The organism is Tabrizicola sp. YIM 78059, assembly GCF_004959785.1.
Classification (GTDB): Bacteria; Pseudomonadota; Alphaproteobacteria; order Rhodobacterales; family Rhodobacteraceae; genus Tabrizicola; species Tabrizicola caldifontis.
On record NZ_SJZH01000011.1, the window covers coordinates 86,338 to 112,401 of the forward strand.

General features: G+C 65.6%; 23 protein-coding genes. 10 read left to right on the top strand and 13 right to left on the bottom strand.

The features are described from left to right. Positions 1 to 14 precede the first annotated feature (14 nt). Together EZM81_RS14065 and EZM81_RS14070 are read right to left on the bottom strand one after the other, a co-directional pair. Entirely contained in the window at positions 15 to 2,810 is a 2,796-nt protein-coding gene (locus tag EZM81_RS14065) for a [protein-PII] uridylyltransferase (protein WP_136646149.1), read from the bottom strand. Further along, positions 2,791 to 3,966, bottom strand: coding sequence for a penicillin-binding protein activator (locus tag EZM81_RS14070; RefSeq protein WP_135448168.1), 1,176 nt, complete (start codon positions 3,964 to 3,966; stop codon positions 2,791 to 2,793). The genes EZM81_RS14065 and EZM81_RS14070 overlap by 20 nt, the downstream gene beginning before the upstream one ends. A gap of 70 nt (positions 3,967 to 4,036) precedes the next feature. On the opposite strand from EZM81_RS14070, the gene rsmI reads away from it, so the two are divergent. The 3 genes from rsmI to gshB are packed head-to-tail and all read left to right on the top strand — an operon-like array spanning position 4,037 to position 6,334. Beyond that, on the top strand, positions 4,037 to 4,927 hold the full coding sequence (gene rsmI / locus EZM81_RS14075) for a 16S rRNA (cytidine(1402)-2'-O)-methyltransferase (protein WP_371685757.1): 891 nt from the start codon (positions 4,037 to 4,039) through the stop codon (positions 4,925 to 4,927). A gap of 7 nt (positions 4,928 to 4,934) precedes the next feature. Next, positions 4,935 to 5,333 (top strand): YraN family protein, encoded by a 399-nt coding sequence (locus EZM81_RS14080; RefSeq protein WP_136646150.1) that lies wholly within the window; start codon positions 4,935 to 4,937, stop codon positions 5,331 to 5,333. 56 nt (positions 5,334 to 5,389) lie between these two features. After that, entirely contained in the window at positions 5,390 to 6,334 is a 945-nt protein-coding gene (gene gshB, locus EZM81_RS14085) for a glutathione synthase (RefSeq protein WP_136646151.1), read from the top strand. Between the two features lie 48 nt (positions 6,335 to 6,382). On the opposite strand, the gene EZM81_RS14090 is transcribed toward gshB, so the two are convergent. The 4 genes from EZM81_RS14090 to cobU form a co-directional block, all read right to left on the bottom strand. After that, positions 6,383 to 7,900 (bottom strand): YifB family Mg chelatase-like AAA ATPase, encoded by a 1,518-nt coding sequence (locus EZM81_RS14090; protein WP_136646152.1) that lies wholly within the window; start codon positions 7,898 to 7,900, stop codon positions 6,383 to 6,385. 264 nt (positions 7,901 to 8,164) lie between these two features. Next, positions 8,165 to 9,037, bottom strand: coding sequence for a glutathione S-transferase (locus EZM81_RS14095; RefSeq protein WP_136646153.1), 873 nt, complete (start codon positions 9,035 to 9,037; stop codon positions 8,165 to 8,167). Positions 9,038 to 9,110: 73 nt separating this feature from the next. After that, positions 9,111 to 9,674, bottom strand: coding sequence for a histidine phosphatase family protein (locus tag EZM81_RS14100; protein ID WP_136646154.1), 564 nt, complete (start codon positions 9,672 to 9,674; stop codon positions 9,111 to 9,113). A gap of 85 nt (positions 9,675 to 9,759) precedes the next feature. Then, entirely contained in the window at positions 9,760 to 10,323 is a 564-nt protein-coding gene (cobU, locus tag EZM81_RS14105; protein ID WP_371685758.1) for a bifunctional adenosylcobinamide kinase/adenosylcobinamide-phosphate guanylyltransferase, read from the bottom strand. Positions 10,324 to 10,390: 67 nt separating this feature from the next. Between cobU and EZM81_RS14110 the strand changes: the two genes are divergently transcribed. The 6 genes from EZM81_RS14110 to EZM81_RS14135 all read left to right on the top strand — a co-directional run bounded on the left by EZM81_RS14110 (position 10,391) and on the right by EZM81_RS14135 (position 16,778). Next, positions 10,391 to 11,269: an RNA polymerase factor sigma-32 gene (locus EZM81_RS14110; RefSeq protein ID WP_135448180.1), complete on the top strand. Its 879-nt coding sequence runs from the start codon at positions 10,391 to 10,393 to the stop codon at positions 11,267 to 11,269. Between the two features lie 171 nt (positions 11,270 to 11,440). Beyond that, positions 11,441 to 12,634, top strand: a complete 1,194-nt coding sequence (gene coaBC / locus EZM81_RS14115; protein WP_136646178.1) for a bifunctional phosphopantothenoylcysteine decarboxylase/phosphopantothenate--cysteine ligase CoaBC — start codon at positions 11,441 to 11,443, stop codon at positions 12,632 to 12,634. An 81-nt stretch (positions 12,635 to 12,715) separates the two neighbouring features. After that, positions 12,716 to 13,207 (top strand): dUTP diphosphatase, encoded by a 492-nt coding sequence (dut, locus tag EZM81_RS14120; RefSeq protein WP_135448182.1) that lies wholly within the window; start codon positions 12,716 to 12,718, stop codon positions 13,205 to 13,207. After that, on the top strand, positions 13,207 to 14,253 hold the full coding sequence (locus EZM81_RS14125; RefSeq protein ID WP_371685759.1) for a ThiF family adenylyltransferase: 1,047 nt from the start codon (positions 13,207 to 13,209) through the stop codon (positions 14,251 to 14,253). The genes dut and EZM81_RS14125 overlap by 1 nt, the downstream gene beginning before the upstream one ends. Positions 14,254 to 14,373: 120 nt before the next feature. Then, entirely contained in the window at positions 14,374 to 15,789 is a 1,416-nt protein-coding gene (locus EZM81_RS14130; protein ID WP_135448186.1) for a YcjX family protein, read from the top strand. Next, a complete protein-coding gene (locus EZM81_RS14135; protein ID WP_136646156.1) occupies positions 15,786 to 16,778 on the top strand; it encodes a YcjF family protein in 993 nt (330 codons plus the stop codon). The genes EZM81_RS14130 and EZM81_RS14135 overlap by 4 nt, the downstream gene beginning before the upstream one ends. Before the next feature lie 98 nt (positions 16,779 to 16,876). Here the strand turns inward: EZM81_RS14135 and EZM81_RS14140 are convergent, their stop codons facing one another. The 6 genes from EZM81_RS14140 to EZM81_RS14165 form a co-directional block, all read right to left on the bottom strand. Next, positions 16,877 to 18,145 carry a glycosyltransferase gene (locus tag EZM81_RS14140; protein ID WP_136646157.1) on the bottom strand — a complete coding sequence of 423 codons (1,269 nt, stop codon included), beginning with the start codon at positions 18,143 to 18,145 and terminating at the stop codon, positions 16,877 to 16,879. A gap of 2 nt (positions 18,146 to 18,147) precedes the next feature. Beyond that, complete coding sequence (locus EZM81_RS14145) at positions 18,148 to 19,731, bottom strand: ABC transporter ATP-binding protein (RefSeq protein ID WP_136646158.1); 1,584 nt, start codon at positions 19,729 to 19,731, stop codon at positions 18,148 to 18,150. After that, a complete protein-coding gene (locus EZM81_RS14150) occupies positions 19,728 to 20,837 on the bottom strand; it encodes an ABC transporter permease (RefSeq protein WP_136646159.1) in 1,110 nt (369 codons plus the stop codon). Before EZM81_RS14150 ends, EZM81_RS14145 begins: the two co-directional genes overlap by 4 nt. Further along, a complete protein-coding gene (locus EZM81_RS14155; protein ID WP_135448196.1) occupies positions 20,837 to 21,982 on the bottom strand; it encodes a microcin C ABC transporter permease YejB in 1,146 nt (381 codons plus the stop codon). The genes EZM81_RS14150 and EZM81_RS14155 overlap by 1 nt, the downstream gene beginning before the upstream one ends. An 18-nt stretch (positions 21,983 to 22,000) precedes the next feature. Further along, positions 22,001 to 23,908 carry an extracellular solute-binding protein gene (locus tag EZM81_RS14160; protein WP_136646160.1) on the bottom strand — a complete coding sequence of 636 codons (1,908 nt, stop codon included), beginning with the start codon at positions 23,906 to 23,908 and terminating at the stop codon, positions 22,001 to 22,003. 174 nt (positions 23,909 to 24,082) lie between these two features. Beyond that, positions 24,083 to 24,610, bottom strand: a complete 528-nt coding sequence (locus EZM81_RS14165; RefSeq protein WP_135448200.1) for a cytochrome c family protein — start codon at positions 24,608 to 24,610, stop codon at positions 24,083 to 24,085. A gap of 123 nt (positions 24,611 to 24,733) precedes the next feature. Here EZM81_RS14165 and EZM81_RS14170 point away from each other — a divergent pair, with 123 nt between their 5' ends. Further along, the gene (locus tag EZM81_RS14170; protein ID WP_136646161.1) at positions 24,734 to 25,567 is read left to right on the top strand and encodes a prephenate dehydratase; all 834 of its coding nucleotides are present in this window, start codon (positions 24,734 to 24,736) and stop codon (positions 25,565 to 25,567) included. A 6-nt stretch (positions 25,568 to 25,573) separates the two neighbouring features. Here the strand turns inward: EZM81_RS14170 and EZM81_RS14175 are convergent, their stop codons facing one another. Next, positions 25,574 to 26,059, bottom strand: a complete 486-nt coding sequence (locus tag EZM81_RS14175) for an SRPBCC family protein (protein WP_136646162.1) — start codon at positions 26,057 to 26,059, stop codon at positions 25,574 to 25,576. Between the last annotated feature and the right edge of the window lie 5 nt (positions 26,060 to 26,064).

Below are 26,064 nucleotides of genomic sequence, written 5' to 3' on the forward strand. Positions count from 1 at the left end.
CGAGTCGGGTCGCATCATGCCTGCGCCCGTTCCGCGCCTTCGGCGATGGCGCTGCGCAGCTTGCGTTCCAGGGCTTCCTGCCTGTGCTTCTGGTGCAATTTGAGCCCGAACATGTCCTTGACATAGAAGGTATCGACCACCTGTGCGCCATAGGTCGCGATCACGGCAGACGCAATGTAGATGTTGTTGTTGGCCAGCGTCCGCGTGAGGTCATAGAGCAGCCCCGGACGGTCGCGGGTATCGACCTCGATGATCGTGTAGATGTCGGACCCTTCGTTGTCGAAGGTGATGTGGGTCGGAAAACGGAACTCTCGGTCGCGCTTCTTCAGCTTGTCGCGGTCCTTCAGCGCCTCGCGGGCCACGACCTCGCCCTTCAGCGTCTTGTCGATCATCTGGCGCAGGCGCGGCAGGCGGCTGACCTCGTAGGGGTGGCCTTCGATGTCCTGCACCCAGAAGACGGCAGTCGCATAGCCGTCCTTCGATGTATAGGTGCGTGCGTCCACCACGTTCGCGCCCACCAGCGCCAGCGCCCCGGCCAGGCGGCTGAATATGCCGGGATGGTCTGCCAACGCGAAGCAGGCCCGGGTCGCGTCGCGGTCGGGCTCGGGGTGCAAGTCGATGCGGATTTCGTCGTCGCCGATGCCTTGCAGAAGCCGGGCAAAGACCTCGTGCGTGTCGGTGGTCAAACCCTGCCAGTAGGGGTCGTAATGGCGGTCGAGTTCATGCTCGATTTCGGCGGCGCCCCAGCCCACAAGCCGCTTTCGCAGGGCAAGTCTCGCCTCGTCCTTGCGGTTCTCGCGGTTGAGCGTTTCGAGCCCCCCCTCCAGCGCCTCGGCGGTCTGCTTGTAAAGCTGGCGCAGCAGCATGGCCTTCCAGTTGTTCCAGGTCCCCGGCCCCACGCCGCGGATGTCGCAGACCGTAAGTACCGTCAGAAGGTCCAGCCGCTTGCGCGTCTTCACCGCCTTGGCAAAGTCGCGCACCGTGCGCGGATCGCCAATGTCGCGCTTCTGCGCCATGTCGGACATCAGCAGGTGATAGCGCACCAGCCATTCCACCGTCTCGCATTCCTCGGGATCGAGGCCAAGGCGCGGGCAGACCCGCCGGGCGATCTGGGCGCCGAGGATGGAATGATCCTCGGGCCGGCCCTTGCCGATGTCGTGCAGCAGCAGCGCCACATAAAGCACGCGGCGGTTCACGCCGGCCTTCAGGATACCCGAGGCGATCGGCAGTTCCTCGACCAGTTCCCCCCGCTCGATCTGGGCAAGGCAGCTGATCGTCTGAATGATGTGCTCGTCCACCGTGTAGTGGTGATAGACGTTGAACTGCATCATCGCGACGATGGGTTCGAATTCGGGGATGAAGGCCGAAAGCACCCCCAGTTCGTTCATCCGGCGCAAGGACCGTTCCGGGTTGCCGTGCTTCAGCAGCAGATCCAGGAACAGCCGCTGCGCTTCGGGGTTCTCGCGCATCTCGTCGTCGATCAGATGCAGGTTCGCCGCCACCAGGCGCATGATGTTGGGATGCAGCAGATAGCCGGTGCGCAGCGCCTCTTCGAAGACGCGCAGAAGGTTCAGCTTGTCCTTCAGGAAGGCTGCGGGGTCGGTCACGTCGATGCGGCCCTGGACCAGCTTGTAGCCGGGCTTGACCCGCTTTGTGCGCTTGAAGATGCCGAAAAGGCTGGCCTCGCGCTTGGCATGGCGGGCTTCAAGCTCGGTCAGGAAGATTCGGGTCAGCTCGCCCACGCGGGTCGCGTGGCGGAAGTAATCCTGCATGAAATGCTCGACCGCCCGCCGCCCGCCCGCGTCGCGATAGCCCATGCGGGCCGCGACCTCGACCTGAAGATCGAAGGTCAGCGTATCGGTCGCGCGCCCGGTGATGTAGTGCAGATGGCAGCGCACGGCCCACAGGAAGTCCTCGGCCCGGGCGAAACTGTCGAACTCTTCGCGCGACAGAAGCCCCGCGCCGACCAGACCTTCGGCCGAAGGCACCCGGTGCAGGTATTTCCCGATCCAGTAGAGCGTCTGCAGATCGCGCAGGCCGCCCTTGCCTTCCTTCACGTTCGGCTCAAGCACATAGCGCTGGCCGCCCTGCCGCTTGTGCCGTTCGGCGCGTTCGGCAAGCTTCGCCTCGATGAACTCGGGGCCGGAGTTCCGGAAGAGATCGCCCCACAGCCTGTCGCCCAGCTCGGTGGCCAGTGGCTCGTGCCCGCAGATGAAGCGGTGTTCCAGAAGTGCGGTGCGGATCGTCACATCCTCGCGGCCAAGTCGGATGCAATCCTTCACCGTTCGGCTGGCGTGGCCGACCTTCAGCTTCAGATCCCACAGGATGTACAGCATCGTCTCGATGACGCTTTCAGCCCATGGGGTGACCTTCCAAGGCGTCAGGAACAACAGGTCCACATCCGACTGTGGCGCCATTTCGGCCCGGCCATAGCCACCGACGCCCAGGACGGCGATCCGTTCGGCCTCGGTCGGGTTGGCAAGGGGATGCAGTTTCTGGGCGGCTGCAAGCGCAACTTTCACCAGCACGTCGGTCAGCGCCGCCTGAGCCGAAATCAGCGCGCGTGCCTGGCGCGGGGCAGCGCGGAAGGCTGCCTCGAAGGCAGTCGTGGCCTGCGTCCGTGCATCGAGCAGGTGGCGAACCACGCCGGCGCGCGCGGCCCTGGCATCCGGTGCGTCGGCAATGCCCGTCAGAATCGTTACCGTCAGGGCATCCAGATCGGGCATCGGATAAGCGGAAGTCGCGGCAGCGGCGGGCGCGGCCGGGGCCTCGGCGGCGCGTGTCACGGTGTCAGAACCCGGCGCCGGCAAAGCTGCGCGGGGCCGGGTCGATCACCACGACCTGATTGTTGCGGATCGTCGCCACGGCCAGGCCACGCTGGTTGGTTCCGTTCGGCAGGAAGCGGAAGACGCCCGATACGCCTGCGAACCCGGCCGACTGGGTCAGTGCCTCACGGCTGATTGGCGCGCCCTTCGATGCGCGGGCCAGGGCCCCGATCGCAGCGATCCCGTCATAGGCAAGGCCCGCGACGGCCACGGGCGCCGTGCCGAAGGCTGCCTGATAGCGCGACTGGAACTGCGCCTGCAGGCCCGGGTCGGGCAGGGCAAACCAGCCGCCTTGCACACCGGGCAGGGCCAGCGTCGCGGGCGGAATGTCCCAGCGGGTCAGACCGATCAGCTGCGTCGTGGCCCGGTCGATACCGTTATCGACCAGAAGCTGGCTGAGCAGCGGCAGCGCCCCGGCCGTGTCGGCCGTCAGGAACAGGGCGGTCGCGCCCGACGACCTGGCGGTTCCGACAATTCCACTGGCCGCCTGCACGATGCCGTTCTGCGAGAATTCGTAGGAGGTCACGCCCACGACCGACCCGCCGGCTGCCGCTACCCCCCGTTCGATGGCAGCCTTGCCGACCTCACCCGCGACGTTGCGGTCGTGAACGATCAGGATCTTCGACTTGCCGTTGCGCACGGCATAGGAGGCCAGCCGCCGCGCCGTGTTGTCGAAGGTCTGGCCAAGCACGAAGACATTTCCACCCGCGATGGCGGCGTTGTTCGAAAAGGCCAGGACATTCACGCCGGAATTCGCCACCGCGACGCCTGCAGCATTCGCCTCTTCGGAATAGAACGGCCCAAGGATCACCTGGGCCCCTTCGTCTACCGCCTGCTTCGCCAAGGCGCTTGCCCTGGCCGGGCTGCCACCGGTGCGATAGACGCGCAGGTCGATGGCTACCCCCGACAGGTCGCGCATCGCCAGACGCGCGGCATTTTCAAGGTTGGCGCCGAAAAGCTCGTCCTGCGCCTGCCCCGAGCCCGAGGGGATCAGCAGTGCCACCTTGACCGAACCGCCCGATCCCTGCGCCGGGCCTGTCGCCGGACCATCCGCCGGAACACAGGCTGCCAGCACCACCGCAAAGAGACCAGTGACCAGGTGACCCAGCGACTTGCGGGCCCGGCTCAGAACGGACAACATCGGACTTCCTCACTTCGGCGCTACGGCGATTGCCGGGCAGGGTAATGGGTTCGGAAAGGGAAGTAAACTTGTGAGCCAGCCGTCCGACCCGCACCAGAACACCCCGAAACCCGACCTGCGCGCCATTCCGCCGGGGTTGCATTTCGTTTCCACCCCCATCGGCGCGGCGCGTGACATCACATTGCGGGCGCTGGACGTGCTGGCCGGCGCCGATGTGCTGGTGGCCGAAGACACGCGCACCCTGCGGCACCTGATGGAGATTCACGGCGTTCCGCTGCGCGGGCGCCCTCTGATCGCCTATCACGACCATTCCGGCGAAGGGGCGCTTTCCCGGATCCTCGCGCTGATTGGCGAAGGCAGAAGCGTGGCCTATGCCTCGGAGGCAGGCACGCCGCTGATTTCCGATCCCGGCTTCGAACTGGCGCGGGCAGTCGCGGCGGCCGGCCTGCCGATGACAGCCGCCCCCGGCCCCTGCGCCGCGATCTGCGCGCTGACGCTGTCGGCACTGCCCTCGGACCGGTTCCTCTTTGCGGGGTTTGCACCGACGGCGCAGGGGGCCCGACGGGACTTTCTGGCCGGACTTGCGGCGGTTCAGGCCACCCTGATCCTGTATGAAAGCCCGAAGCGACTGGCAGCGTTGCTGGCCGACCTGGCCGGAACCCTTGGCGCGGCACGCCGCGCCGCCGTCTGTCGCGAGCTGACGAAGCGTTTCGAGGAAGTTGTCCGCGGAACCCTTGCCGAACTTGCCGATGACTTCAGCCGCCGCGAGGTCAGGGGCGAAGTCGTCGTTCTTGTGGACCGGGCCGCACCCGAAGCCGCAACCGAGGCGGATATCCGCAGGGCACTGGAAACGGCATTGCAGACGATGCGCGTTAAGGATGCTGCAACTTTCGTGTCGCAGACTCTGGGGGTATCGCGCAAACTTGCCTACCAGATCGCCGTCGACCTTCGTCAGGAATAGGGTTGCCATGCCGTTCGATTTTGCTTCAGTACCCGCGCGCCGCGGCCGATCTGCCAGGGGCCTTGCCAATCATCTGGCCGGCCATGCTGCCGAAGCTGCGGTTGCAAGGGTGTATGAAGACCGTGGCATCCCGATCTGCGGCCGCAACTGGCGAGGCAGCCGCGGCGAGATCGATCTGATCGGCCGGAACGGAAACGAGGTCGTGTTCGTCGAGGTCAAGTTCAGCCGCACGCACGACCTTGCCGCCTCGCATGTGACGGCCGCACAGGTTGCGCGGATCTTCGCAACCGTCGATGAATTCGTGGCGCGGGAACCGAAGGGGCTTCTGACCGACGTTCGAATCGATCTTGCGCTGGTCGATGGCAGCGGGCGGATCGAGATCATCGAGAACGCTTTCGCCGGCTGAATTGCATCTTTCCCGGGCTTGGGCCATCAATTCCTGCGACCCAGGCGGAGTGGACGATGAAACTGAAGGTAGCCCTGCAGATGGACCCGATCGGGTCCGTCAACATAAACGCCGATTCCACCTTTCGCATCGCGCTCGAGGCGCAGGCGCGGGGACATCGCCTGTTCTATTACACGCCCGATCGGCTGGCCTATGTCGAAGGGCGTGTGCTGGCACGGGGATGGTGGATCGAGGTCCGGCGCGAAGTCGGCAACCACGTCAGCTTCGGAGAGGAAACCGAGGTCGATCTCGGCGAGGTCGATGTCGTCTGGCTGCGCCAGGATCCGCCCTTCGACATGGGCTACATCACCACGACGCACCTGCTGGAGATGATCCACCCGAAGACGCTGGTGGTGAACGATCCGTTCTGGGTGCGCAACAGCCCGGAAAAGCTCTTGGTCCTGCGTTTTCCGGACCTGACCCCACCCACTGCCATCGCCCGTGATCTGGCGACGATCCGGGCCTTCAAGGCCCGTCACGGCGACATCATCCTGAAACCGCTTTACGGTAACGGTGGTGCCGGGGTCTTCCGGCTGGATCCGAACGACCGGAACCTGTCCAGTCTGCACGAGCTGTTCATGGGCCTCAGCCGCGAACCGGTGATCGTGCAGAAGTTCCTGCCAGCCGTCGAAAAGGGGGACAAGCGGGTGATCCTTGTCGATGGCGAGCCGGTAGGCGCGATCAACCGCGTGCCTCAGGCCGGCGAGACCCGGTCGAACATGCATGTCGGCGGCCGACCGGAAAAGGTGGCACTGACCGAACGGGATCTGGAAATATGCCGGGTCATCGGTCCAACCCTGCGCGAGAAGGGGCAGATCTTCGTCGGCATCGACGTGATCGGAGACTGGCTGACAGAGATCAACGTGACCTCTCCCACCGGCATTCAGGAGCTGGAGCGCTTCGACGGCACCAATGCGGCGGAACGGATATGGCAGGTGATCGAGGCCAGGCGCGGCGCCTAGGATAGGGCGATCCCGCCTTCCTTTCCCCGCGCGGGGTCCGGCAATCCGTCACAACCCGCCGGTGGCAGAGGACAGGCGAAAGCTGATCGCCTCGGCGACATGGGGTCTGCGCACGACCTGGCTTGCATCCAGATCGGCAATGGTGCGGGCCACGCGCAGGATCCGGTGGAATCCGCGCGCCGACAGTCCCATGCGTTCGGCCACGCGCGAGATCAGGTCGCGGCCTTCGGCATCGGGGGTGGCGAAGTGCTCCAGGGCGGCGCCTTCGAGGTCGGCGTTGACGCGCAGCCCATCGTGAGAGGCGTATCGGATGCCCTGCCTTTCTCGTGCCCTGGCAACGCGGGCGGCAATTGTGGCGGAGCCATCTCCGGCAGCAGGAAGGTCGAGGTCGGCAAAAGCCACGGGTGGCACTTCGACACGCAGGTCGAACCTGTCCATCAGCGGCCCCGATATGCGGCCGAGATAGTCCTCGCCGCATAGCGGCGCGCGGCCACAGGCGCGGCCCGGATCGGACAGATAGCCGCACTTGCAGGGGTTGGCGGCCGCGATCAGCAGGAAACGGCAGGGATAGCGGACATGGGCGTTTGCCCGGGCAACCATGACGCTGCCGGTTTCGATCGGCTGGCGGAGGGTGTCCAGCACCGCGCGGGGAAATTCCGGAAACTCGTCGAGGAAAAGGACACCATTGTGTGCCAGGCTGATCTCGCCCGGTTTCGCACCCTTGCCACCGCCGACGATGGCGGCCATCGAGGCGGTATGATGCGGCTCGCGGAAGGGCCGGTCGCGCGAAATGCCACCTTCGGTCAAGAGACCGGCCAGCGAATGGATCATCGAGGTTTCCAGAGCCTCGGCCGCAGAAAGCGGCGGCAGGATGCCCGGCAAACGGGCGGCAAGCATCGACTTGCCCGAACCGGGTGTTCCGACCATGAACAGATGGTGGCGACCCGCGGCGGCGATCTCCAGCGCGCGCTTGGCGCGTTCCTGGCCCTTGACCTCGCGGAAGTCGCGGGGGTTCCGGCTGCCCGTCACCTCGCCCGGCTGCGCCGGGTTCAGGGGCGTGCGACCGGTGAAGTGGTGAAGAACCGCGTCCAGCGCGGGAGCGGCATAGACCTGTGTCGCCCCGACCCAGGCGGCCTCTGACCCGCAAGCCGCCGGGCAGAGAAGCGCGCGATCTTCCACGGCTGCAGCCATCGCGGCTGGCAGTGCCCCGGCCACGGCGATGAGCCGGCCATCGAGCGAGAGCTCTCCGAGGGAGACTACACCTTCGGCATCCTCGCGCGGGATGAGGTCAAGCACAGCGAGCAGTGCCACAGCAATCGGCAGATCGAAATGCGAGCCTTCCTTGGGCAGGTCGGCTGGCGAGAGGTTCACGGTGATCCGTTTCGAGGGCAGTGCAATGGACAGGGCCTGAAGCGCGGCACGGACCCGTTCGCGGGCCTCGGACACCGCCTTGTCCGGCAGGCCGACCAGTGTGAAGGCCGGCGCGCCGGGGGCGACGGCGCACTGCACCTCGACCAGGCGGGCCTCGATGCCTTCGAAGGCGACGGTATAGGTGCGGGCGATCATGCAGCGCCCCATGTCGTCACGGCATCGCGGGTGGTGCCGGCTGTAAAACTGGGCGGCTGCGCCGCAAGCCTTTTGTCTCGCCTCTGCGCGCCGTCGGCGCGCAACCGGCTCGGCGCCTCGCCTCCGGCGGGGATATTTGGGCAGAGAGGAAGACAGGGGTCGGGTATGGCGCGGGAGAGCGCACCCGATAGTCCGTCTGACTGTGCCGGTCCCTGCATTGCGCCCTGCCCGATTCACCTTGGTTAACGGGTAGGGTTGAATGGTTTACGATTGGTAAAGTGCGATGAAGGCGGGCCAGGCCTCGGGGTCGGCGGCGGTCTTGTCGCGACAGAAGGCACTGCAGAATCCGAAGCTGCGGCCGTAAAGCTGCAGCGCATGGGTGACGGGTTGGCCGGAATAGGGGCAGGTCGGGTTCGCGGTATCGGTGCCGGGAACGGCTCTGGCTGGCAGGGGGACGGGGCCGGGCCAGTCGCGACGCGGGTAGTCGCGGCGGTAGAAGCCCTGATCCGGGCCGTCCACCAGCCCCATCGCGCGCCAGCGGCGGAAGCTCGGGTGGGCAAGGTGCGCGTTGACATAGAGCATCGCCTCGGCGTTGACCGGCAGGTTATAGGTGGCAATGCGGCTGGCGACGGGGGCGAAGAAGGCGTCCGCCGCCGAATAGGCACCGCAGAGCCAGGGGGTGGCGGAGCCGGTTGTACGCCGTGCCCAGGACCAGAGCGTTTCGAGTCGCGCGAGGTCGGCCAGCACCCCGGGCGGTGGCGCGCACCCGCTGTAGCTGACGCGCAGGTTCATCGGGCAATAACTGCGCAGGTTGGCAAAACCGGCATGCATCTCGGCGGCGAGCGCGCGGGCGGTGGCGCGGGCATGCGGGTCGGCGGGCCAGATTCCGGCTTCGGGATGGCGGGCGGCCAGTTCCTCGGCAATGGCGAGGGTGTCGGCGACGACGGAGCCATCCGGTGTGCGCATCGTGGGGACGGTGCGGGCAGGGAAGAAGTCATTCAGAACCGAGGCGAATTCGTCGGTGTAAAGACGGGCCGACACGGTGCGGACGGGAATGCCGAAAGCATCGAACAGCAGCCAGCCGCGCAAGGACCAGCTGGAATAGGCGCGGTCGCCGATCACGAGGGTGTTAGTCATGGCATGGATCCTTTCGCGGGTATTTCACCTGGAACGCCGACCGAAGGAAAACGACAATTCGTGGCGCGCCGCATCACGGCCTGTGATTGACGCCGTGGACCCGCGGGGGGGAGATCGTCAGGCAGGTAACCGAGAGGGTGTCGATCCTGTGCGCGAATGTTTCCAGCGCGCTACGGCCCGTGGCACGTTGCAGGGCGGCGAGAATCGGGCCGAAGTGGGCAACGACGACAATCTCGGGCGCGATACCGTGCAGTCGGTCGAGCGCAGCCCAGGTGCGGGCAGTCAGTTCGTTCCAGCTTTCGCCGCCCGGGGGACGGATCTGGCCCGGCTGGTCCCAGAAGGCGCGGATCAGGGCGGGATCCTCTGCCTCGACCTCGGCAAAGCTTCTGCCTTCCCATTGGCCGAAGTGGATCTCGCGCAGGGCCGGGTCGTGCGGCAGGCGAAGGGCTGGCTGCAGCGCGTCGGCGGTGGCCACAGCACGGGCCAGGTCGGAAGAGATGACAGGGGCCTGGGCCGGAAGGTGGGCCCTGAGCCGGGTGAGTGCGGCGATGTCCGACAGGTCGGCGGGCAGGTCGGTCCAGCCGATCATGGTCTTTGCATGGGTGGGCCCGTGGCGCACCAGCCAGAATCGGGTCATCCTTCGGCTCCATTAATCGCTTGAACCAGCCGCCTTTTCACTCGGGGGAAGCGGCGGTGCAGGCCTGCACGCGTCGGGCCCCAGGTCATGCCGGGATCGTTCCCTTCAGGGCCAGGGGCAGGCCCGCAATCACGGTGACGACAAGATCGGCCACATGGGCCAACCGCTGGTTCAGCCGTCCCTGTTCGTCGCGGAACCGGCGCGCGAGCGCGTTTTCCGGAACGATACCCCAACCGGTTTCGTTGGACACGACGACCACGGGCGCGCGACAGGCCGACAGCGAAGACACAAGCGCCTCGGTCCGGGCTGGCAGGTCGTGACCGGCCAGCAACTGGTTCGTCAGCCACAGCGTGGCGCAATCGATCAGCACGGCCTCTTCCGGCCGGGCCGAGGCCAATGCCGAAGGCAGGTCAAGCGGGGCCTCGACCGTGGTCCAGTCACTACCGCGGTCGCGCTGGTGCCGGGCGATGCGGTCGCGCATCTCGGCATCCCAGGCTTCGGCAGTGGCGATGTAACGGCGGGGACGGCCCGATGCCACGACCAATCTTTCGGCGAAAGCCGATTTCCCGGACCGCGCGCCCCCGACGACCAGAGTGAGCGGCGGCAGGTCCGCTGGCGAAAGAAGGTTGCGCGGGGGTGATCCAGGCAAGGGGTTGCCTCGTAGAACTGTCAAAAGATGGCGGAAGCGCCGCAGTCAGCCCATCCAGGAGGTCATCATGGCACTTGACGGATATACTGACCAGACGATGTCGCGCCAAGCGATGAAGGCGGAATTGCTGGATGCCGAAACGGAGCTGCGCCTTGCCTACGCCTGGCGCAATCAGCGCGACGAGGCCGCGCTGCACCGGCTGATCACCGCATACATGCGCCTGGCAATCAGCATGGCCGCAAAGTTTCGCCGCTACGGCGCACCGATGAACGACCTGATCCAGGAAGCCTCCCTCGGCCTCATGAAGGCGGCCGACAAGTTCGACCCCGACCGGGGCGTCCGCTTTTCGACTTATGCGGTCTGGTGGATCAAGGCCTCGATCCAGGACTATGTGATGCGCAACTGGTCGATGGTGCGCACCGGCTCTACCTCCAGCCAGAAGGCGCTGTTCTTCAACCTGCGCCGGGTGCAGGCCAAGCTGGAGCGCGAGGCCAGCCAGCGCGGCGAGGTGCTGGATCAGCATCAGTTGCGCCAGATGGTGGCAGCCGAAGTCGGAGTACCGGTCGCGGATGTCGAGATGATGGAGGGGCGGCTGTCGGGCAGCGACTATTCGCTGAACGCCCCCCAGTCGATGGACGAGGACGGCCGCGAATGGATCGACGCCCTGGAGGACGAAGGCACGCAGGCGGCCGATGTCGTCGAAGGTGCGCACGACGGGGCGCGGCTGCGCGGCTGGCTGGTCAAGGCGATGCAGGGCCTGAACGCGCGCGAGCGCTACATCGTGGCCGAGCGCAAGCTGAAGGATGAGGGGCGCACGCTGGAATCGCTTGGCGAGGAGCTGGGCCTGTCGAAAGAGCGCGTGCGTCAGCTGGAAGCCGCCGCATTCGCCAAGATGCGCCGCAGCCTCGAGGCGCAGTCGCGCGAGGTCCGGCATTTCCTGGCCTGATTCCGGGTCAGGATAGGCCGTGGCCCGACGGGTTTGAACGCACCCTTGCTGCCGCAGGGGCACAGGGCGCCCCCTGCCCGACGGCATTGCCACGGTCAGGGACAGGCGCGAGGTGTTGAGTTTGGCCGCCCGCAACCTTACACCTGAAGGCAGGCCATGGGGGATCTGCCGATGCTGGCGGGCAAGCGCATTCTTCTGATCATCGGCGGCGGTATCGCGGCCTACAAGAGCCTCGAGCTGATCCGGCTGATCCGCAAGGAAGGGGGCTCTGTCACACCTGTGCTGACCCGGGCGGGGGCAGAGTTCGTCACACCCCTGTCGGTCGGGGCCCTTGCCGAAGCCAAGGTACACGAGGCGCTGTTCGACCTGACCGCGGAAGCCGAGATGGGGCATATCGAACTGTCGCGCTCTGCCGATCTGGTGGTCGTGGCCCCGGCAACGGCGGACCTGCTGGCCAGGATGGCGGGAGGGCTGGCGGACGATCTGGCCTCGACCCTGCTTCTGGCGACAGACAAGCGGGTTCTGGTGGCGCCGGCCATGAATGTGCGGATGTGGCAGCACCCTGCGACCCGGCGCAACCTTGCGGCGCTGCGGGGCGACGGGGTGCTGACGGTCGGCCCGGACAAGGGCGAGATGGCCTGCGGGGAATACGGGCCGGGGCGGATGGCAGAACCTTCGGCGATTGTCGCGGCGATCTCGGCGGCGCTGGGTGCCGGGCCGCTTCTGGGCAGACATGTGATCGTGACCTCGGGGCCGACGCATGAACCCATAGATCCGGTGCGCTATATCGCCAATCGGTCGTCCGGGGCGCAGGGCGCGGCGATTGCGGCGGCGCTGCGCGACCTGGGGGCACGGGTGACCTTCGTGACCGGGCCGGCCGTGGTGCCGCCACCTGCCGGGGTTTCCGTGGTTGCTGTCGAAACCGCGCTGGAGATGGCCGACGCAGTCAAGGCGGCGCTTCCGGCCGACGCTGCGGTGATGGCCGCGGCGGTGGCCGACTGGCGGGTGGCGAATGCTTCTGTCCAGAAACTGAAGAAGGATGGATCGGGCAAGGCCCCGGTGCTGGAATTCGCCGAAAATCCCGACATTCTTGCGATGGTCGCGCAGGGTGCCCGGCGACCGCGGCTTGTGGTTGGTTTTGCGGCCGAAACCACCGATGTGGTCGCCAATGCCACGACAAAGCGGCTGCGCAAGGGCTGCGACTGGATCGTGGCCAACGATGTCTCGCCCGGAACGGGGGTCATGGGCGGGCCAGAGAATGCCGTGGTGTTGATTTCCGAGGAAGGGACCGAAACCTGGCCCAGGATGGGCAAGGACGAAGTGGCGCGAAGGCTGGCGGTGCGAATTGCCGAGGCGCTGCGCTGAGGGGGGGCATTGGCACCAGCAACGGGCGATCCTGTCTCGCCAGTCTTGCGGATGTCAGTCGAAAGGGATTTGGGTCAGAAGATGACTGATCGGGTTCGTCTGCTGGTGCGCGTGTTGTGGGAGGACTGGGCCGACCGGAGCCTGCCCCTTCCCTCCTACCAGACACAGGGCGCAGCGGGCGCGGATCTCTGCGCGAACTTTCCGCCAGAGGCCCGGCGGGACGGGCTTACCCTTGCCCCGATGCAGCGGGCGATCTGCCCGACCGGCATACGGGTGGCGATCCCGGAAGGCTATGAAATGCAGGTGCGCCCCCGCTCGGGGCTTGCATCGAAACACGGAATCACCTTGCCGAACACGCCGGGCACCATCGACAGCGATTATCGCGGCCCTCTGGGCGTTTCGCTGATCAACCTCGGGACCGAGCCCTATACCATTCGCCACGGCGACCGGGTGGCGCAGGCCGTGGTCGTGCCGGTGATGCAGGCGGGATTCATGGTGGTGGACGCGCTGGACGAAACGGCGCGGGGCACCGGCGGGTTCGGATCGACCGGTATCGGGGCAGGACAACCTTGATCGGTCTGCTTGGGTTCGCGGGTCTGTGGGCGCTGGGGCGCTGGCGCGGCTGGGGCGACCGGTGGCTACTGCCGGCGACTGGCTGGTGGGCGTTTCTGCTGGCGATCAACCTGCCCCCCGTGGCTGGCAACCCGGTTGCCCGGCTTGTGGGGGGCGATTTCCGGGCCTGGCTGGTCTTTGGCCTGATGGCAGCCCTTGCGCTGGGCTACCGCCAGGGTTTGCGCGCACTGCGCCGGCGGAAGCGGACGGATCCGCGGCCCGAGACCGCACCCGGCACCTTCCGCGAGGCAGAACTGGAACGTTACGCCCGGCACATCCTTCTGCGCGAGATCGGCGGCGCCGGGCAGAAGCGGCTGAAGGCGGCCAGAGTGCTGGTCGTGGGGGCCGGGGGGCTGGGGTCGCCGGTCCTGCTGTACCTTGCCGGTTCGGGTGTGGGAACCATCGGCGTGATCGACCCGGACGTGGTGGAAAACACCAACCTTCAGCGCCAGGTGATCCATTCGGACCAGCGCATCGGCATGCCAAAGGTCTTTTCGGCCGAGCTGGCGATGAAGGCTCTGAACCCCTTCATCGAGGTCAGACCCTACAACCGCAAGCTTGACGAAGAAACGGCGCAGGCCCTGATCGGCGACTACGACCTGGTGCTGGACGGAACGGATGACTTCGACACCCGATACCTCGTGAACCGGGCCTGCGTCGCGACTGGGGTGCCGCTGATCAGCGGCGCCATCACCCAGTGGGAGGGCCAGCTGGGCCTGTATCACCCCCGGTCGGGCGGGCCGTGCTATGCCTGCGTCTTCCCGGTGAAGCCGGCTGCGGGGTTGGTGCCGACCTGCGCCCAGGCCGGGGTGGCCGCACCGCTGCCCGGGGTGATCGGGGCAATGATGGCGATGGAGGCGGTCAAGTGGGTCACCGGGGCGGGCGCGACGCTGTCGGGCAGGCTGATGATCCACGATGCGCTGCATGCCGAGACCCGCGTCATCACCGTGAAACGCCGCGCAGACTGCCCGGTCTGCGGAAGCCATGTGGCCGGTTGGCATGGCTGAGGAGATGAAGGGGGCGCAGCCCACGCCCGACAGGTCCGGCGGGATCGTCTGTGCGGCCCTGGCCTCTACCAATCGGTCTGGCGCCGGCCTATCCTGCGCGGGCATGGGCGAGGGACCGACGTGGCGCTTTCGGGACTGACGGAGGGGATATCGCGTGGCCTCGAAGGGGCCGGGGCGACGCTTTCCGAGACCCTGTTCGACACGACGCTGCGTCTGGGCGTCACGGGACTGGCACGCGCCGGCAAGACCGTATTCATCACCGCACTGGTTGCAAACCTGCTCAATCGCGGGCGGATGCCACAGCTGGTGGCGCAGGCCGAGGGGCGGATTCAGGCGGTCTATCTGCAGCCGCAGCCCGACGTCACCCTGCCCCGCTTCGATTACGAGGCCCATCTTGCCGCGCTGACCGGCGATCAGCCGCGTTGGCCGGACTCGACCCGTGCGATTTCGGAACTGCGGCTTTCCTTCCGTGTGCAGCAGAAAGGCCTTCTGTCATCATGGCGTGGCCCCCGCACGCTGCACCTCGACATCGTGGACTACCCGGGCGAATGGTTGCTTGACCTTTCGCTTCTCGACCAGGGCTACGAAGCCTGGTCTGACGCAACGCTCGCCCGCATGGAAAAGCGCAGCGAAGCGGCCGACTATCTGGCCCTGGCCCGGGCCGAGGACGGGGCGCTTCGCCTGGATGAAGGCAGGGCGCATGCCCTGGCCCGCGCCTTTACCGCCTATCTGGCGGCAGCACGCGAGCTGGGCCGGATCGATGTCACCCCGGGCCGCTTCCTGCTGCCCGGAGATCTGGCCGGGTCGCCGGTTCTGACATTCGCGCCCTTGCCGAGGCCTGCCCTGACCCCGCGTGACTGCCTGTGGCGCGAAATGATGCGGCGCTATGAGGCCTACAAGGCCAAGGTTGTTCGTCCCTTCTTCCGCGACCATTTCGCAAGGATCGACCGGCAGGTGGTGCTGGCCGATGTTCTGGGGGCGATCCATCAGGGCCCACGCGCGGTAGAGGATCTTCGCCGTACCATGGCCGAGATCCTTTCCGCCTTCCGGCCGGGCCGCAATTCCTGGCTTTCCGGCCTGTTCGGCAGTCGCAGGGTGGAACGGATCCTGTTCGCCGCCACCAAGGCCGACCATCTGCACCACGAACAGCACCCGGCGCTGACCGCGATCACTGCGGCGCTGCTGTCCGATGCCAGGTCGCGGGCCGACTTTTCCGGCGCCCGGACCGAAGCTCTTTCCCTGGCCGCGTTGCGTGCCACAGTCGAAGAAACCGTGATCCGCGACGGTGTCGCACTTCCGGCGGTGCGGGGCACGCTTCAGGCCACCGGAAAGCCTGCGGTCATGTATCCGGGCGCCCTTCCCGGCGATCCCGCGCGGCTGCTGTCGCCCGCGCGGGAAGGGGCAGAAAGATGGCTGGATGCCGATTACGAGCTGATGACCTTTGCCCCTGCCCGGCTGAACCTGAAACCTGGAGAGGGCCCGCCGCACATTCGCCTTGACCGGGCGATCCAGTTCCTGATCGGAGACCAGTTGTGAGCCGCCCGCCCAAGCCCTTCGTCCAGGAGATCGACGCAGCACCTGATCCCTCCGAAGCGCCGCCCGTGCCGGACAACCTGCCCGAGGGTCGGGCGATCCAGGGGCTTGCAGCCCTGTCGCAGCCCGGAAGCTCGTCCCTGACGCGTCTCGCGATCTGGGCCTTCGGGGCGCTGTTCACCTTCACCCTTTCGGTCGCCGCCTGGGATTTCGTGACCGGCCTCATGGCGCGGAGCCCTGTCCTGGGATGGATCGCCGTGACGCTGGTGATGCTGGCGCTGTTTGCCGCCGTGGTACTGGCCCTGCGCGAGTGGGCAGCGTTCCTGCGCCTGCGGCGGCTGGACAGTCTGAGGCTTCGCGCCGAGGCGGCGCGGACCGGCGCGGATCTCAGGCAGGCGCGGCATGTGGTCTCGGCGCTTGACGGCCTTTATGCCGGCCGTGCCGATACGGCTTGGGGCCGGGCCCGGCTGGCCGAGCGCAGGGAAGAGGTGATGGACGCCGATGCCCTGCTGTCGCTGGCGGAACGGGAGCTGCTGGCAACACTGGATGCCGAGGCGCGCGCGGTCATCGAAAGCGCGGCACGGCAGGTGGCAATGGTAACGGCACTGGTCCCGCTGGCACTGGCGGATGTGGCGGTTGCCGGCATGGCCAACCTGCGGATGATCCGGCGGATCGCGGAAATCTATGGGGGGCGCTCCGGCAGCCTTGGCAGTCTCAGGCTGCTGCGGCGGGTCTTCGCCTCGCTGCTGGCGGCAGGTGCGCTGGCACTGACCGATGACATGATCGGCTCTGTCGCGGGGGGCGGGATGCTGTCGAAACTCTCGCGCCGGTTCGGCGAGGGGGTGGTGAACGGCGCGCTGACCGCAAGGGTGGGCGTGGCAGCGATCGAACTTTGCCGGCCGATGCCCTTCGAGGCATTAGAACGTCCGGCCGTGTCTTCGCTGATCTCTCGCGCGCTGACCGGTGTGTTCGGAAAGGACACCACGGGCTGAACGTCCGGGACCGAGCCTGCACCGCGCGGTCTACCTTGCCCGAGATATCGCCTGATCGGGGCCCGCGCTTGCGACCGCAAGGGGGCCAGCCCTGCCCCTCATGTGGCAGGCGCCTCCTGGGCCATTGGCCTCGATGCCGTGTGCCAGCCGCGTTCCAGCCTGGTCAGAAGGTCGATCTGTCTTGGCAGGCAGATGCTGCGCAGGTCATAGTTTGCGCGCACCATGGCCCGCGCCGCCTTGCGCATCGACAGATAGGCTTCGGGTCTGGCCAGCGCGTCGATCAGGGCCGCCGACCAGCCATCGACATCGAAGAAATCGACAAGCCGTCCGGTGACGCCATCCTCGATCATTTCCTGCACGGGTGGCGTGCGCGACCCGATGACCAGCGCCCCCGCTGCCATTGCCTCGACCATCGACCAGGAAAGCACGAACGGATAGGTAAGATAGGCATGAACCCGGCTGACATGAATCAGGTTCACCAGACGATCGTAGGGCACCTTGCCGGTGAAATGCACACGGGTAAGGTCCAGCCGGTCCCGCACCTCGTTCAGGATCACGTCCTTCCACTTTCCCCCCTGTTTCGGCGGCTGGCCATAGCTGGTCTCGTCGCCCCCGACGATCACCACCTGCGCTTCAGGGCGTGCCGCCAGGACCGCAGGCAGGGCGCGCATGAAGATGTGGTAGCCGCGATAGGGTTCGAGGTTGCGGTTGACGAAGGTCAGAACCTCGTCGCCGACCTTCAGCACCCGCCCGTTCGGCAGGGAAAAGCTGGCGGCGGGGTTCGGCGTCAGGCGGTTGCAGTCGACCCCGTCGAAGATCACCTCAAGGTTCTGGCGCAACAGCGGCGGATGCGTGCTGGCCTGCCAGCGGGTCGGGGTCAGGCCGCAATCGGCATGGACGACGGCCTGCGCCTGATACGCCGCCCTGCCCTGCGCGATCATCACCTGATCGAAGCCCGCATTCTGGAATTCCGGGTCAAAGCCGGCGTCGGCCCCCCTGCCCTGGTAATAGAACTCGGAATAGACAAGCAGCCTGGCTTCCGGCCAGACTTCCTTCAGGAACAGGGTCTCGCCCCAACCGGAATGGCCCAGGATCACATCCGGCACATAACCCCTTTCGCGCAGACTGCGGCAGTGACGCGCAACGACCACGCCCCGGTCACTGGTCATGGTATAAGTGCGCCCCAACCGTGTGGCGGCAGGATCCACCGGTTGCGGCCTGAAGGAATAGCGCGACAACGGAACCAGAGGGGGGCAGTTGTTCACCGCATCGCAGACCGCACGGACATCATGCCCACGGCGCTGCATCTCGGGCGCAAGGTGCAGGAACTGGCCGGGAAAGTTCTGGTGAACGAAAAGAAGCTTCAAGGTCAGGAACCGAAGGCTGCCGCCATCAGAGCCTTGGTATAGTCGGATTTCGGTTCGGTAAACACGGCCTGGCAGTCGCCGCTTTCCACCACATCCCCCGCCTGCATCACCATGACCTTGTGCGCCATGGCGCGGATCACCCGCAGATCGTGGCTGATGAAGATGTAGGCCAGGCCCCATTTGCGCTGCAATGCGCGCAGCAGTTCGACGATCTGGACCTGCACCGTCATGTCCAGCGCACTGGTCGGCTCGTCCAGCACCACCAGCCTGGGGCGCAAGATCATGGCGCGGGCAATGGCGATGCGCTGGCGCTGGCCGCCCGAGAATTCGTGCGGGTACCGCGCCATCATGGCCGGGTCAAGGCCGACCTCGCGCATGATTTCAGCGACCATCTCGGTGCGGTTGCGGCCCGGGGCAACCCCGTGAACCCCCAGCCCTTCGGCGATGATCTGTTCCACCGTCATCCGGGGGGAAAGGCTGCCGAACGGATCCTGGAACACGACCTGCATTTCGCGGCGCAGGCTGCGCAGCGCCGCGCCACGGCAATCGCGCAGATCGCGCCCCAGAAAGCTCACCCGCCCGGTCGAGGGGATCAGCCGCAGAATCGCCAGCGCCACAGTCGTCTTGCCCGAGCCGCTTTCGCCCACGATCCCCAGGGTTTCCCCGGCGCGGACGGTCAGGCTGGCATCGTTCACCGCCTTCACATGGCCCACGGTGCGCTTCAGCAGACCCTTCTGGATCGGAAACCAGATGCGCAGGCCCTCTGTCCGCACGATCTCTGGCGCATCGAGGGGCACCGGGTCGGGAACGCCCTTCTGTTCGGCGGCAAGAAGCTTTCGCGTGTAGGGATGCCGCGGATCGGCAAAGATGTCTGCGGTCGCCCCCTGTTCGACGATCTCTCCGCCCTGCATCACGCAGACCCGGTCGGCGATGCGGCGGACAATACCGAGGTCATGGGTGATGAACAGAAGGCTGAGGCCTTCCGACCGCTTCAGGTCGGCCAGAAGGTCAAGGATCTGCGCCTGGATGGTCACGTCCAGCGCCGTGGTCGGTTCGTCGGCGACAAGAAGTTCCGGCCCGTTCGCCAATGCCATGGCGATCATCACCCGCTGACGCTGGCCGCCCGACAGCTGGTGCGGGTAGGCGCCCAGGCGGCTTTCCGCGTCGCGAATGCCGACCTTGCCCAGCAGCTCGATGATCCTTGCCCGCGCAGCGTTCCCCGAAAGACCCTGGTGCAGGGCCAGGCTTTCGGCCATCTGCTTTTCGATCGTGTGCAGCGGGTTGAGGCTGGTCATCGGCTCCTGGAAGATGAAGCTGATGTCGTTTCCCCGCACCCGGCGCAACTCGTTTTCCGATGCGCCGACCATCTGCCGCCCTGCATAGGTGACCGAACCCTGCACCTCGGCGGTATCGCCAAGCAGCCCCACGGTCGACAGCGCCGTGACCGACTTGCCCGATCCGCTTTCACCGACCAGGGCGACCGTTTCACCCTTGCCGACAGTGAAGCTGACACCCTTCACCGCCTCGATCAGCCGACCGTCCTGGCGGAATGTCACCTTCAGGTCTCTGACCTCCAGAACGCTCATTTGAAGGTCTTCCGCGGATCGAAGGCATCCCGGACGCCTTCAAAGATGAATACAAGCAGGCTGAGCATCACCGCGAAGGTGAAGAAGGCCGTGAAGGCCAGATGCGGCGCCTGAAGGTTCTGTTGCGCCTGTCTCGACAACTGCCCCAGCGAGGGCGAGGATGAGGGCAGCCCGAAACCAAGGTAGTCAAGTGTTGCCAGTGCGCCGATCGTGCCGGTGATGATGAAGGGCAGGAAGGTCAGAGTGGCCACCATCGCATTCGGCAGCACATGCCTGAACATGATCTGCCAATCGGGTACGCCCAGCGCGCGGGCCGCGCGCACATATTCGAAATTCCTGGCCCGCAGGAATTCGGCCCTGACGACACCGACAAGGCCGGTCCAGCCGAACAGGACCATCAGCCCGACCATCAGCCAGAAGCTTTTCGACCAGACCGCCGTGACGATGATGATCACATAAAGCGTCGGCACCGAGGACCACAGTTCGATGATGCGCTGAAAGATCAGGTCGGTCAGTCCGCCGAAATACCCCTGTACCGCCCCTGCGATGATGCCGATGATCGAGGTCAGCGCCGTGACGAGCAGCGCAAAACTGACCGACAGGCGGAAGCCGTAGATCACCCTGGCCAGCACATCGCGGCTGGTGTCGTCAGTGCCAAGCCAGTTCTGCGCCGACGGCGGCCCGGGCGCCACGCCACCGGTATCCACGATGGTATTGTAGCTGTAGGGGATGAGCGGCCAGAGCAGCCAGCCCTTCGTGACCGGCTGCCCATCCGCCGTGCCGCGCGTCTCAACCTCGGTGATGATGCCCTCGGGGTCGTCCCAGCAGGCCTCGGATCCGCCGGCCTTGATGAGGCATTGCACTTCCACCGTCGAATACTTGGCCTCGGTCCGAAGATCGCCACCGAAGGCTGTCTCGGGGTAGAACCTGAACACGGGGGAATAGAGATCGCCGTTGTAGCTGACAAGGATCGGGCGATTGTTGGCGATCAGCTCGGCGCACAGCGAAATCCCGTAGAGCACAAGAAAGATCCACAGCGACCACCAGGCCCGCCGGTTCGCCATGAAATTCCGCCAGCGCCGCTGGTTCAGGGGCGAAAGCCGCATCAGTCCCGCCTCTCGAAGTCGATGCGCGGATCAACCAGCACGTACATCAGATCGGAAAGGATGCCGACAATCAGACCGATCAGCCCGAAGGCAAAAAGCGTACCGAAGATCACCGGATAGTCACGTTCCACCGCAGAGCGGTAGCCAAGCTGGCCCAGACCATCCAGCGAGAAGATGAACTCGATGATCAGGCTGGATCCGAAGAAGATGCCCAGGAACAGCCCCGGAAAGCCGGCGATGACGATCAGCATCGCATTGCGGAAGACATGGCCGTAAAGCACTCGCGCCTCGGACAGGCCCTTTGCCCGGGCGGTCATGACATAGTGCTTCTTGATCTCGTCCAGAAAGCTGTTCTTGGTCAATAGCGTCAGCGTCGCAAAGGCCGAGATCAGTTGCGCCGTCACGGGCAGAACGATGTGCCACAGGTAATCGGTCACCTTCTGGTACCAGGGGAAGGTTTCCCAGCCCTCGCTGGTCAGCCCGCGCAACGGAAACCATTGCAGATACGACCCGCCCGCAAAGACCACCATCAGAAGGATCGCGAACAGGAAGCCGGGAATGGCATAGGCCGCGATGATGATCCCGCTGGTCCAGGTATCGAAGCTTGACCCGTCGCGCACGGCCTTGCGGATTCCCAGCGGGATAGAGATCAGATAGGCGATCAGGGTTGACCACAGGCCAAGGGTGATGGAGACGGGCATCTTTTCCAGCACCAGATCGACGACCGAAATTGACCGGAAGTAGCTTTCGCCGAAATCGAAGGTCAGGTAATTGCCCATCATGATCAGGAAGCGTTCCGTCGCGGGGATCTGTTCCTTGCGGCATTCGGGCGCGTTGATCGAGGGCGTGCCGGTGAAGCCCTCGTCGCAGACGATGCGGGCGAACCCGAACTGGACTTCAAGCTTCGCCAGAAACTCGGGCGGAAGGCCGCGGGCGCCGACATAGCCCTGCTCTTCGCCCGGGCCCGAGGTCGCGTCTCCCGTGCCGCCAAGGGCCTGGATCGCATCGCCTTCGCCTTGCAGCCGGGCCTGGATCTGGTCGATCGGACCACCCGGGACGAACTGGGTCAGCGCGAAGTTGATCAGCATCACGCCGAACAGCGTGGGAAGCACCAGAAGCAATCGCCGAAGAATATAGGCGCCCAAGATCCCTGCCCGTTCTTCTTATTTCAAGACGCCTGCTGCCCTCAGCGCCTCGGCCTTTTCGGCGTCATACCACCACAGCGAGTTCTGGCCAAGCGCGTAGGGCGGAATGACATCCGGGTGGCCATACATGTCGAAATAGGCAACCCAGTGTTCCGCCTTGTACCACTGCGGCACCCAGAACCGTTCCGCCCGCAGCACGCGGTCCAGCGCCTTCGTGGCAACGGTCAGTTCCTCGCGGCTGTGGGCCGAAATGACCACATCGATCAACCGATCCACCGCCGGGCTCTTCAGGCCCATGGTATTGAACACCGACACATCGGCCGTCTCGGAACCGTAGAACTGCTTCAGCTCCGGCCCCGAGAAGTAGGTGGAATTCGCCCCGTCGGTGATGATGTCGAAATCGTACTGCGGGTTGCGGGTGCGGGCCTCGTATTGTGCCGGATCGACGTTCTCCAGCCTCGCGTCGATGCCAAGGGCGATCAGGTTCTCGACATAGGGCGAGATCACCCTGTCGAATTGCGGGTTGGCATTCAGGAATTCCAGCTTCAGCACTTCGCCCTTGTCGTTGCGACGCCTGCCGTCCTCCCCGACAATCCATCCGGCTTCGTCCAGCAGGGCGCTGGCCTTGCGCAGGTTGGCCCGGTCAAGCTGGCGCTCGCCGCTGGTCGGTGCCATCACCGCGGGTTCGGTCAGGATCGAGGCGGGCAGCAGCCCTTCGTCGACCAAAGGCTTGAGCAGTGCAGCCTCTTCGGGGGTCGGCGGCCCTTCGGCGGCCATCTCGGTGTTTTCCCAGATCGAGTTGATCCGGCTGTACAGCCCGTAGAACAGCGTCTGGTTCGACCATTCGAAGTTGAACATCAGCGCGATCGCCTGACGAACCCTGGGATCCTGCAGGTGCGGGCGGCGCAGGTTGAAGATGAAGGCCTGGCCATTGGCCTTTGCCCCGCTTGGCAAGGTCTCCTTCACCACATGCCCGTTCTGGACGGCGGGGAAATTGTAAAGCTCGGCCCAGGTCTTCGACGAATTCTCGATGCGGAATCGGTAGACCCCGGCCTTGAACCCCTCGAACGCCGCGTTGCCGTCGGCGAAATATTCGTAGCGCAGGGTGTCAAAGTTGTTCTGCCCCACGTTGATCGGCAGATCCTTGCCCCAGTAATCGGGATTGCGCCGGTAGATGATGGATCGGCCGATATCCATTCTGTCGAACATGTAGGGGCCAGACCCGAGGTGCGGCGTGATCATGCTTTCCTCGAGATCCATGTTCTTTGCCGTGTAGTAGGCCTTTGACAGGATCGGCAGGCCACCCACCTCCTGCGGCAGGTCGCGCTTGGGGAAGCCGTCCTTGAAGGTGAACTTGACGCGGTGGGGGTTCAGCACCTCGACACTTTCGACCTGCTGCGCAAGGACGGTGCGATAATCCGTCAGCCCCTTGCTGACGAAGGTTTCATACGAAAACTTCACATCCTCGGCCGTAAGTGGCGTTCCGTCCGAGAAGCGCACCTCGGGCCGCAGGTTGAAGATCACCCACGAACGGTCGGGCGGGTATTCCAGGGTCGAACACAACAGGCAGTAGCTGGCGCCGATCTCGTCAGCCGTGCCAATGAGGATCGATTCCAGCATGATCGAAGACCCCGCCGCAGCAAGGCCCTTGGCGGAAAAGGGATTGAGCGAATCGAAGGTGCCGGCCGCCCACTGGCTGAGTTCGCCGCCCTTCGGGGCGTCGGGGTTGACATAGGGAAGATGAGTGAAATCCGCCGGCAGCTTCAGGTCGCCAAAGGTAGAGATGCCGTGACTGACGATTACCTCCTCTGCACGGACGGAAATGGTCTGCGCCGCAAGTGCCAGGATCAGCGCCCCGGCCGCCGCAACCGGCCCCAGGATCCGCCGAACCGCCACACTTGCCATCGCCTGCGAAGACTTCCGCATCCGCACCCTCCCTGACTGAGCGCCCTGTCAATTCATTTATGCAAAATCCTGCTTTGTCGAGGCAACATGCCGCGATCGCGACACGCTTTTGCGTGAATGCATCCGGGGACAGGGCGACCGAAACGACAAAGCCGCCCCGAGGGGCGGCTTCGGTGCGCGCGCAGTGCGCGGGATTCAGGGATTGGCGGCCAGATAGGCGATCAGGTTCGCCCGGTCCTCGGGCTTCGGCAAGCCGGCAAAGGCCATCTTGGTGCCGGGAATCGCAGCCTTGGGGTTCGCCAGGAACTCGAACAGGGCTTCTTCCGACCAGGGCTCGGCCGATTTCGCGGCCATCGCTTCCGAATAGGCAAAGCCTGCCACGGCGGCATGATTGCGGCCGACGACACCATTCAGGTGCGGGCCGACGCCGTCGGTGCCGTCCAGCTTGTGGCAGGCGGCGCACTTGCGGAAGACGGCTTCGCCTGCCGCCGGGTCCGCCGAAGCCATCAGCGTTGCCAGATCCGGCGCAGCCTCGGCCTCCGCATTCGAGCCGCCGGCATCACCGGTGTCGATCGTGTAGGCCTGGGTCAGCCCCTCGCCGCCATGGCCGCCGCCATGACCCACCGTGTAAAGCGCATCGCCCGCCCAGCCCGCCAGCATGAGCACCAGAAGCGAGCCGCAGACCGCGCCCACCGCCTTGGTCATCGTCATCGTGTCGAACATGGGTCACCTGTCTTGGGTCTGAAGTTGCGCGCTATCTATCCGCTTCCCCCCGCAGGTTTCAAGGTGTAGACGCGCGACGAAACGCCCCTATCCGCGGGTTTTTCGGAACGGAGACGCCAGCAGATGACCGGACGCATCGCATTTCAGGGCGAACTCGGGGCCTATTCGCACCAGGCCTGCCAGCAATCGCGCCCCGACATGGAGCCCGTTCCCTCGACCACCTTCGAGGAGGTCGTGGAAAAGGTCGCCCGCGGCGAGGTCGATCTTGGCATGCTCGCGGTCGAGAATTCCACCTATGGCCGGGTGGCCGACGTGCATTCGCTGCTGCCCAAGGCGGGGCTGCACATCGTGGACGAGGCCTTCGTGCGCGTGCATGTCAATCTTCTGGGGGTAAGGGGAGCGCGGCTGGAGGACGTGAAGGAGGCCTACGGCCATGTCGTGATCCTGCCGCAATGCGCGGGTTTCCTGAAGGCCCATGGCATCAGGGGCCGCGTCAGCAGCGACAATGCCCGCGCTGCGCGCGAAGTGGCAGAGGTCGGCGACCGGACCCGCGCGGCACTGGCCAGCGAACTGGCGGCCGAAATCTACGGCCTGGACGTGCTGGCGCGGCATATCGAGGATCAGGCGAACAACACCACCCGCTTCCTGGTAATGTCGCGCACGCCCGACCACAGCCGCCGCGGCAACGGCAAGATGATCACCACCTTCACGTTCCGCGTGCGCAACATTCCGGCCGCGCTGTACAAGGCGCTGGGGGGCTTTGCGACCAACGGCGTGAACATGACCAAGCTGGAAAGCTACATGGTCGGGGGCACCTTCACCGCGACGGAATTCTACGCCGATATAGAGGGCCACCCGGAGGATCCGAACGTTGCCCTTGCGCTGGAGGAACTGCGCTATTTCACCACCGAGGTGCGCATTCTGGGTGTCTATCCGGCCGACCGGGAACGCGGTTAGGCGGGATCAGTCGCGCGCGGACGCGGCCCTGCTGCGGATATAGCGATCCTGGATCCGGGTAGCGAGCTGGGCAAGCCGGGCCTCCAACCGGGCCGTCACCCGCCCCTTCGCCAGGCGCAGCGTGTTGATGAACAGCCGCGCCGTGATGGTCTTGGGCTTCACGTCAAGCATGACGCGCAGGCGGGTCCGGCCCGGTGACAGCGCCGTCAGTTCCATCACCGATGTCCCCGACATCGCCTGCCCCTCGAATGAGACCGCGATCCTTTCATCCGGGACCAGTTCATCGATGCGCAACACGACCTTGCGCAGCCTGCCGCGAAAGCGGAAACGCACGCGCCAGCCTGCGCCAACACCGGTCAGCGGCATGTCGGCCGGACGCTCGATATCGGCGCCGCGGCGGACGGCCTCGCGCTCCCAGGCCGAATGGTCCGCAAGGCTTGCGTAAGCAAAGCCAATCGGTGCCGCGATATCGGTCCTGGCCGTCAGCTTCATTCGGC

Coding starts and splice junctions, on each gene's coding strand:
- EZM81_RS14100 (WP_136646154.1), bottom strand. CDS start 9,674: ATGACCCGATTCTGGCTGGTGCGCCACGGGCCCACCCATGCAAAGACC.
- coaBC (WP_136646178.1), top strand. CDS start 11,441: ATGCTGGCGGGCAAGCGCATTCTTCTGATCATCGGCGGCGGTATCGCG.
- EZM81_RS14160 (WP_136646160.1), bottom strand. CDS start 23,908: ATGCGGAAGTCTTCGCAGGCGATGGCAAGTGTGGCGGTTCGGCGGATC.
- gshB (WP_136646151.1), top strand. CDS start 5,390: ATGAAACTGAAGGTAGCCCTGCAGATGGACCCGATCGGGTCCGTCAAC.
- EZM81_RS14145 (WP_136646158.1), bottom strand. CDS start 19,731: ATGAGCGTTCTGGAGGTCAGAGACCTGAAGGTGACATTCCGCCAGGAC.
- EZM81_RS14110 (WP_135448180.1), top strand. CDS start 10,391: ATGGCACTTGACGGATATACTGACCAGACGATGTCGCGCCAAGCGATG.
- EZM81_RS14170 (WP_136646161.1), top strand. CDS start 24,734: ATGACCGGACGCATCGCATTTCAGGGCGAACTCGGGGCCTATTCGCAC.
- EZM81_RS14165 (WP_135448200.1), bottom strand. CDS start 24,610: ATGTTCGACACGATGACGATGACCAAGGCGGTGGGCGCGGTCTGCGGC.
- EZM81_RS14095 (WP_136646153.1), bottom strand. CDS start 9,037: ATGACTAACACCCTCGTGATCGGCGACCGCGCCTATTCCAGCTGGTCC.
- EZM81_RS14090 (WP_136646152.1), bottom strand. CDS start 7,900: ATGATCGCCCGCACCTATACCGTCGCCTTCGAAGGCATCGAGGCCCGC.
- EZM81_RS14070 (WP_135448168.1), bottom strand. CDS start 3,966: ATGTTGTCCGTTCTGAGCCGGGCCCGCAAGTCGCTGGGTCACCTGGTC.
- EZM81_RS14150 (WP_136646159.1), bottom strand. CDS start 20,837: ATGCGGCTTTCGCCCCTGAACCAGCGGCGCTGGCGGAATTTCATGGCG.
- EZM81_RS14175 (WP_136646162.1), bottom strand. CDS start 26,059: ATGAAGCTGACGGCCAGGACCGATATCGCGGCACCGATTGGCTTTGCT.
- dut (WP_135448182.1), top strand. CDS start 12,716: ATGACTGATCGGGTTCGTCTGCTGGTGCGCGTGTTGTGGGAGGACTGG.
- EZM81_RS14080 (WP_136646150.1), top strand. CDS start 4,935: ATGCCGTTCGATTTTGCTTCAGTACCCGCGCGCCGCGGCCGATCTGCC.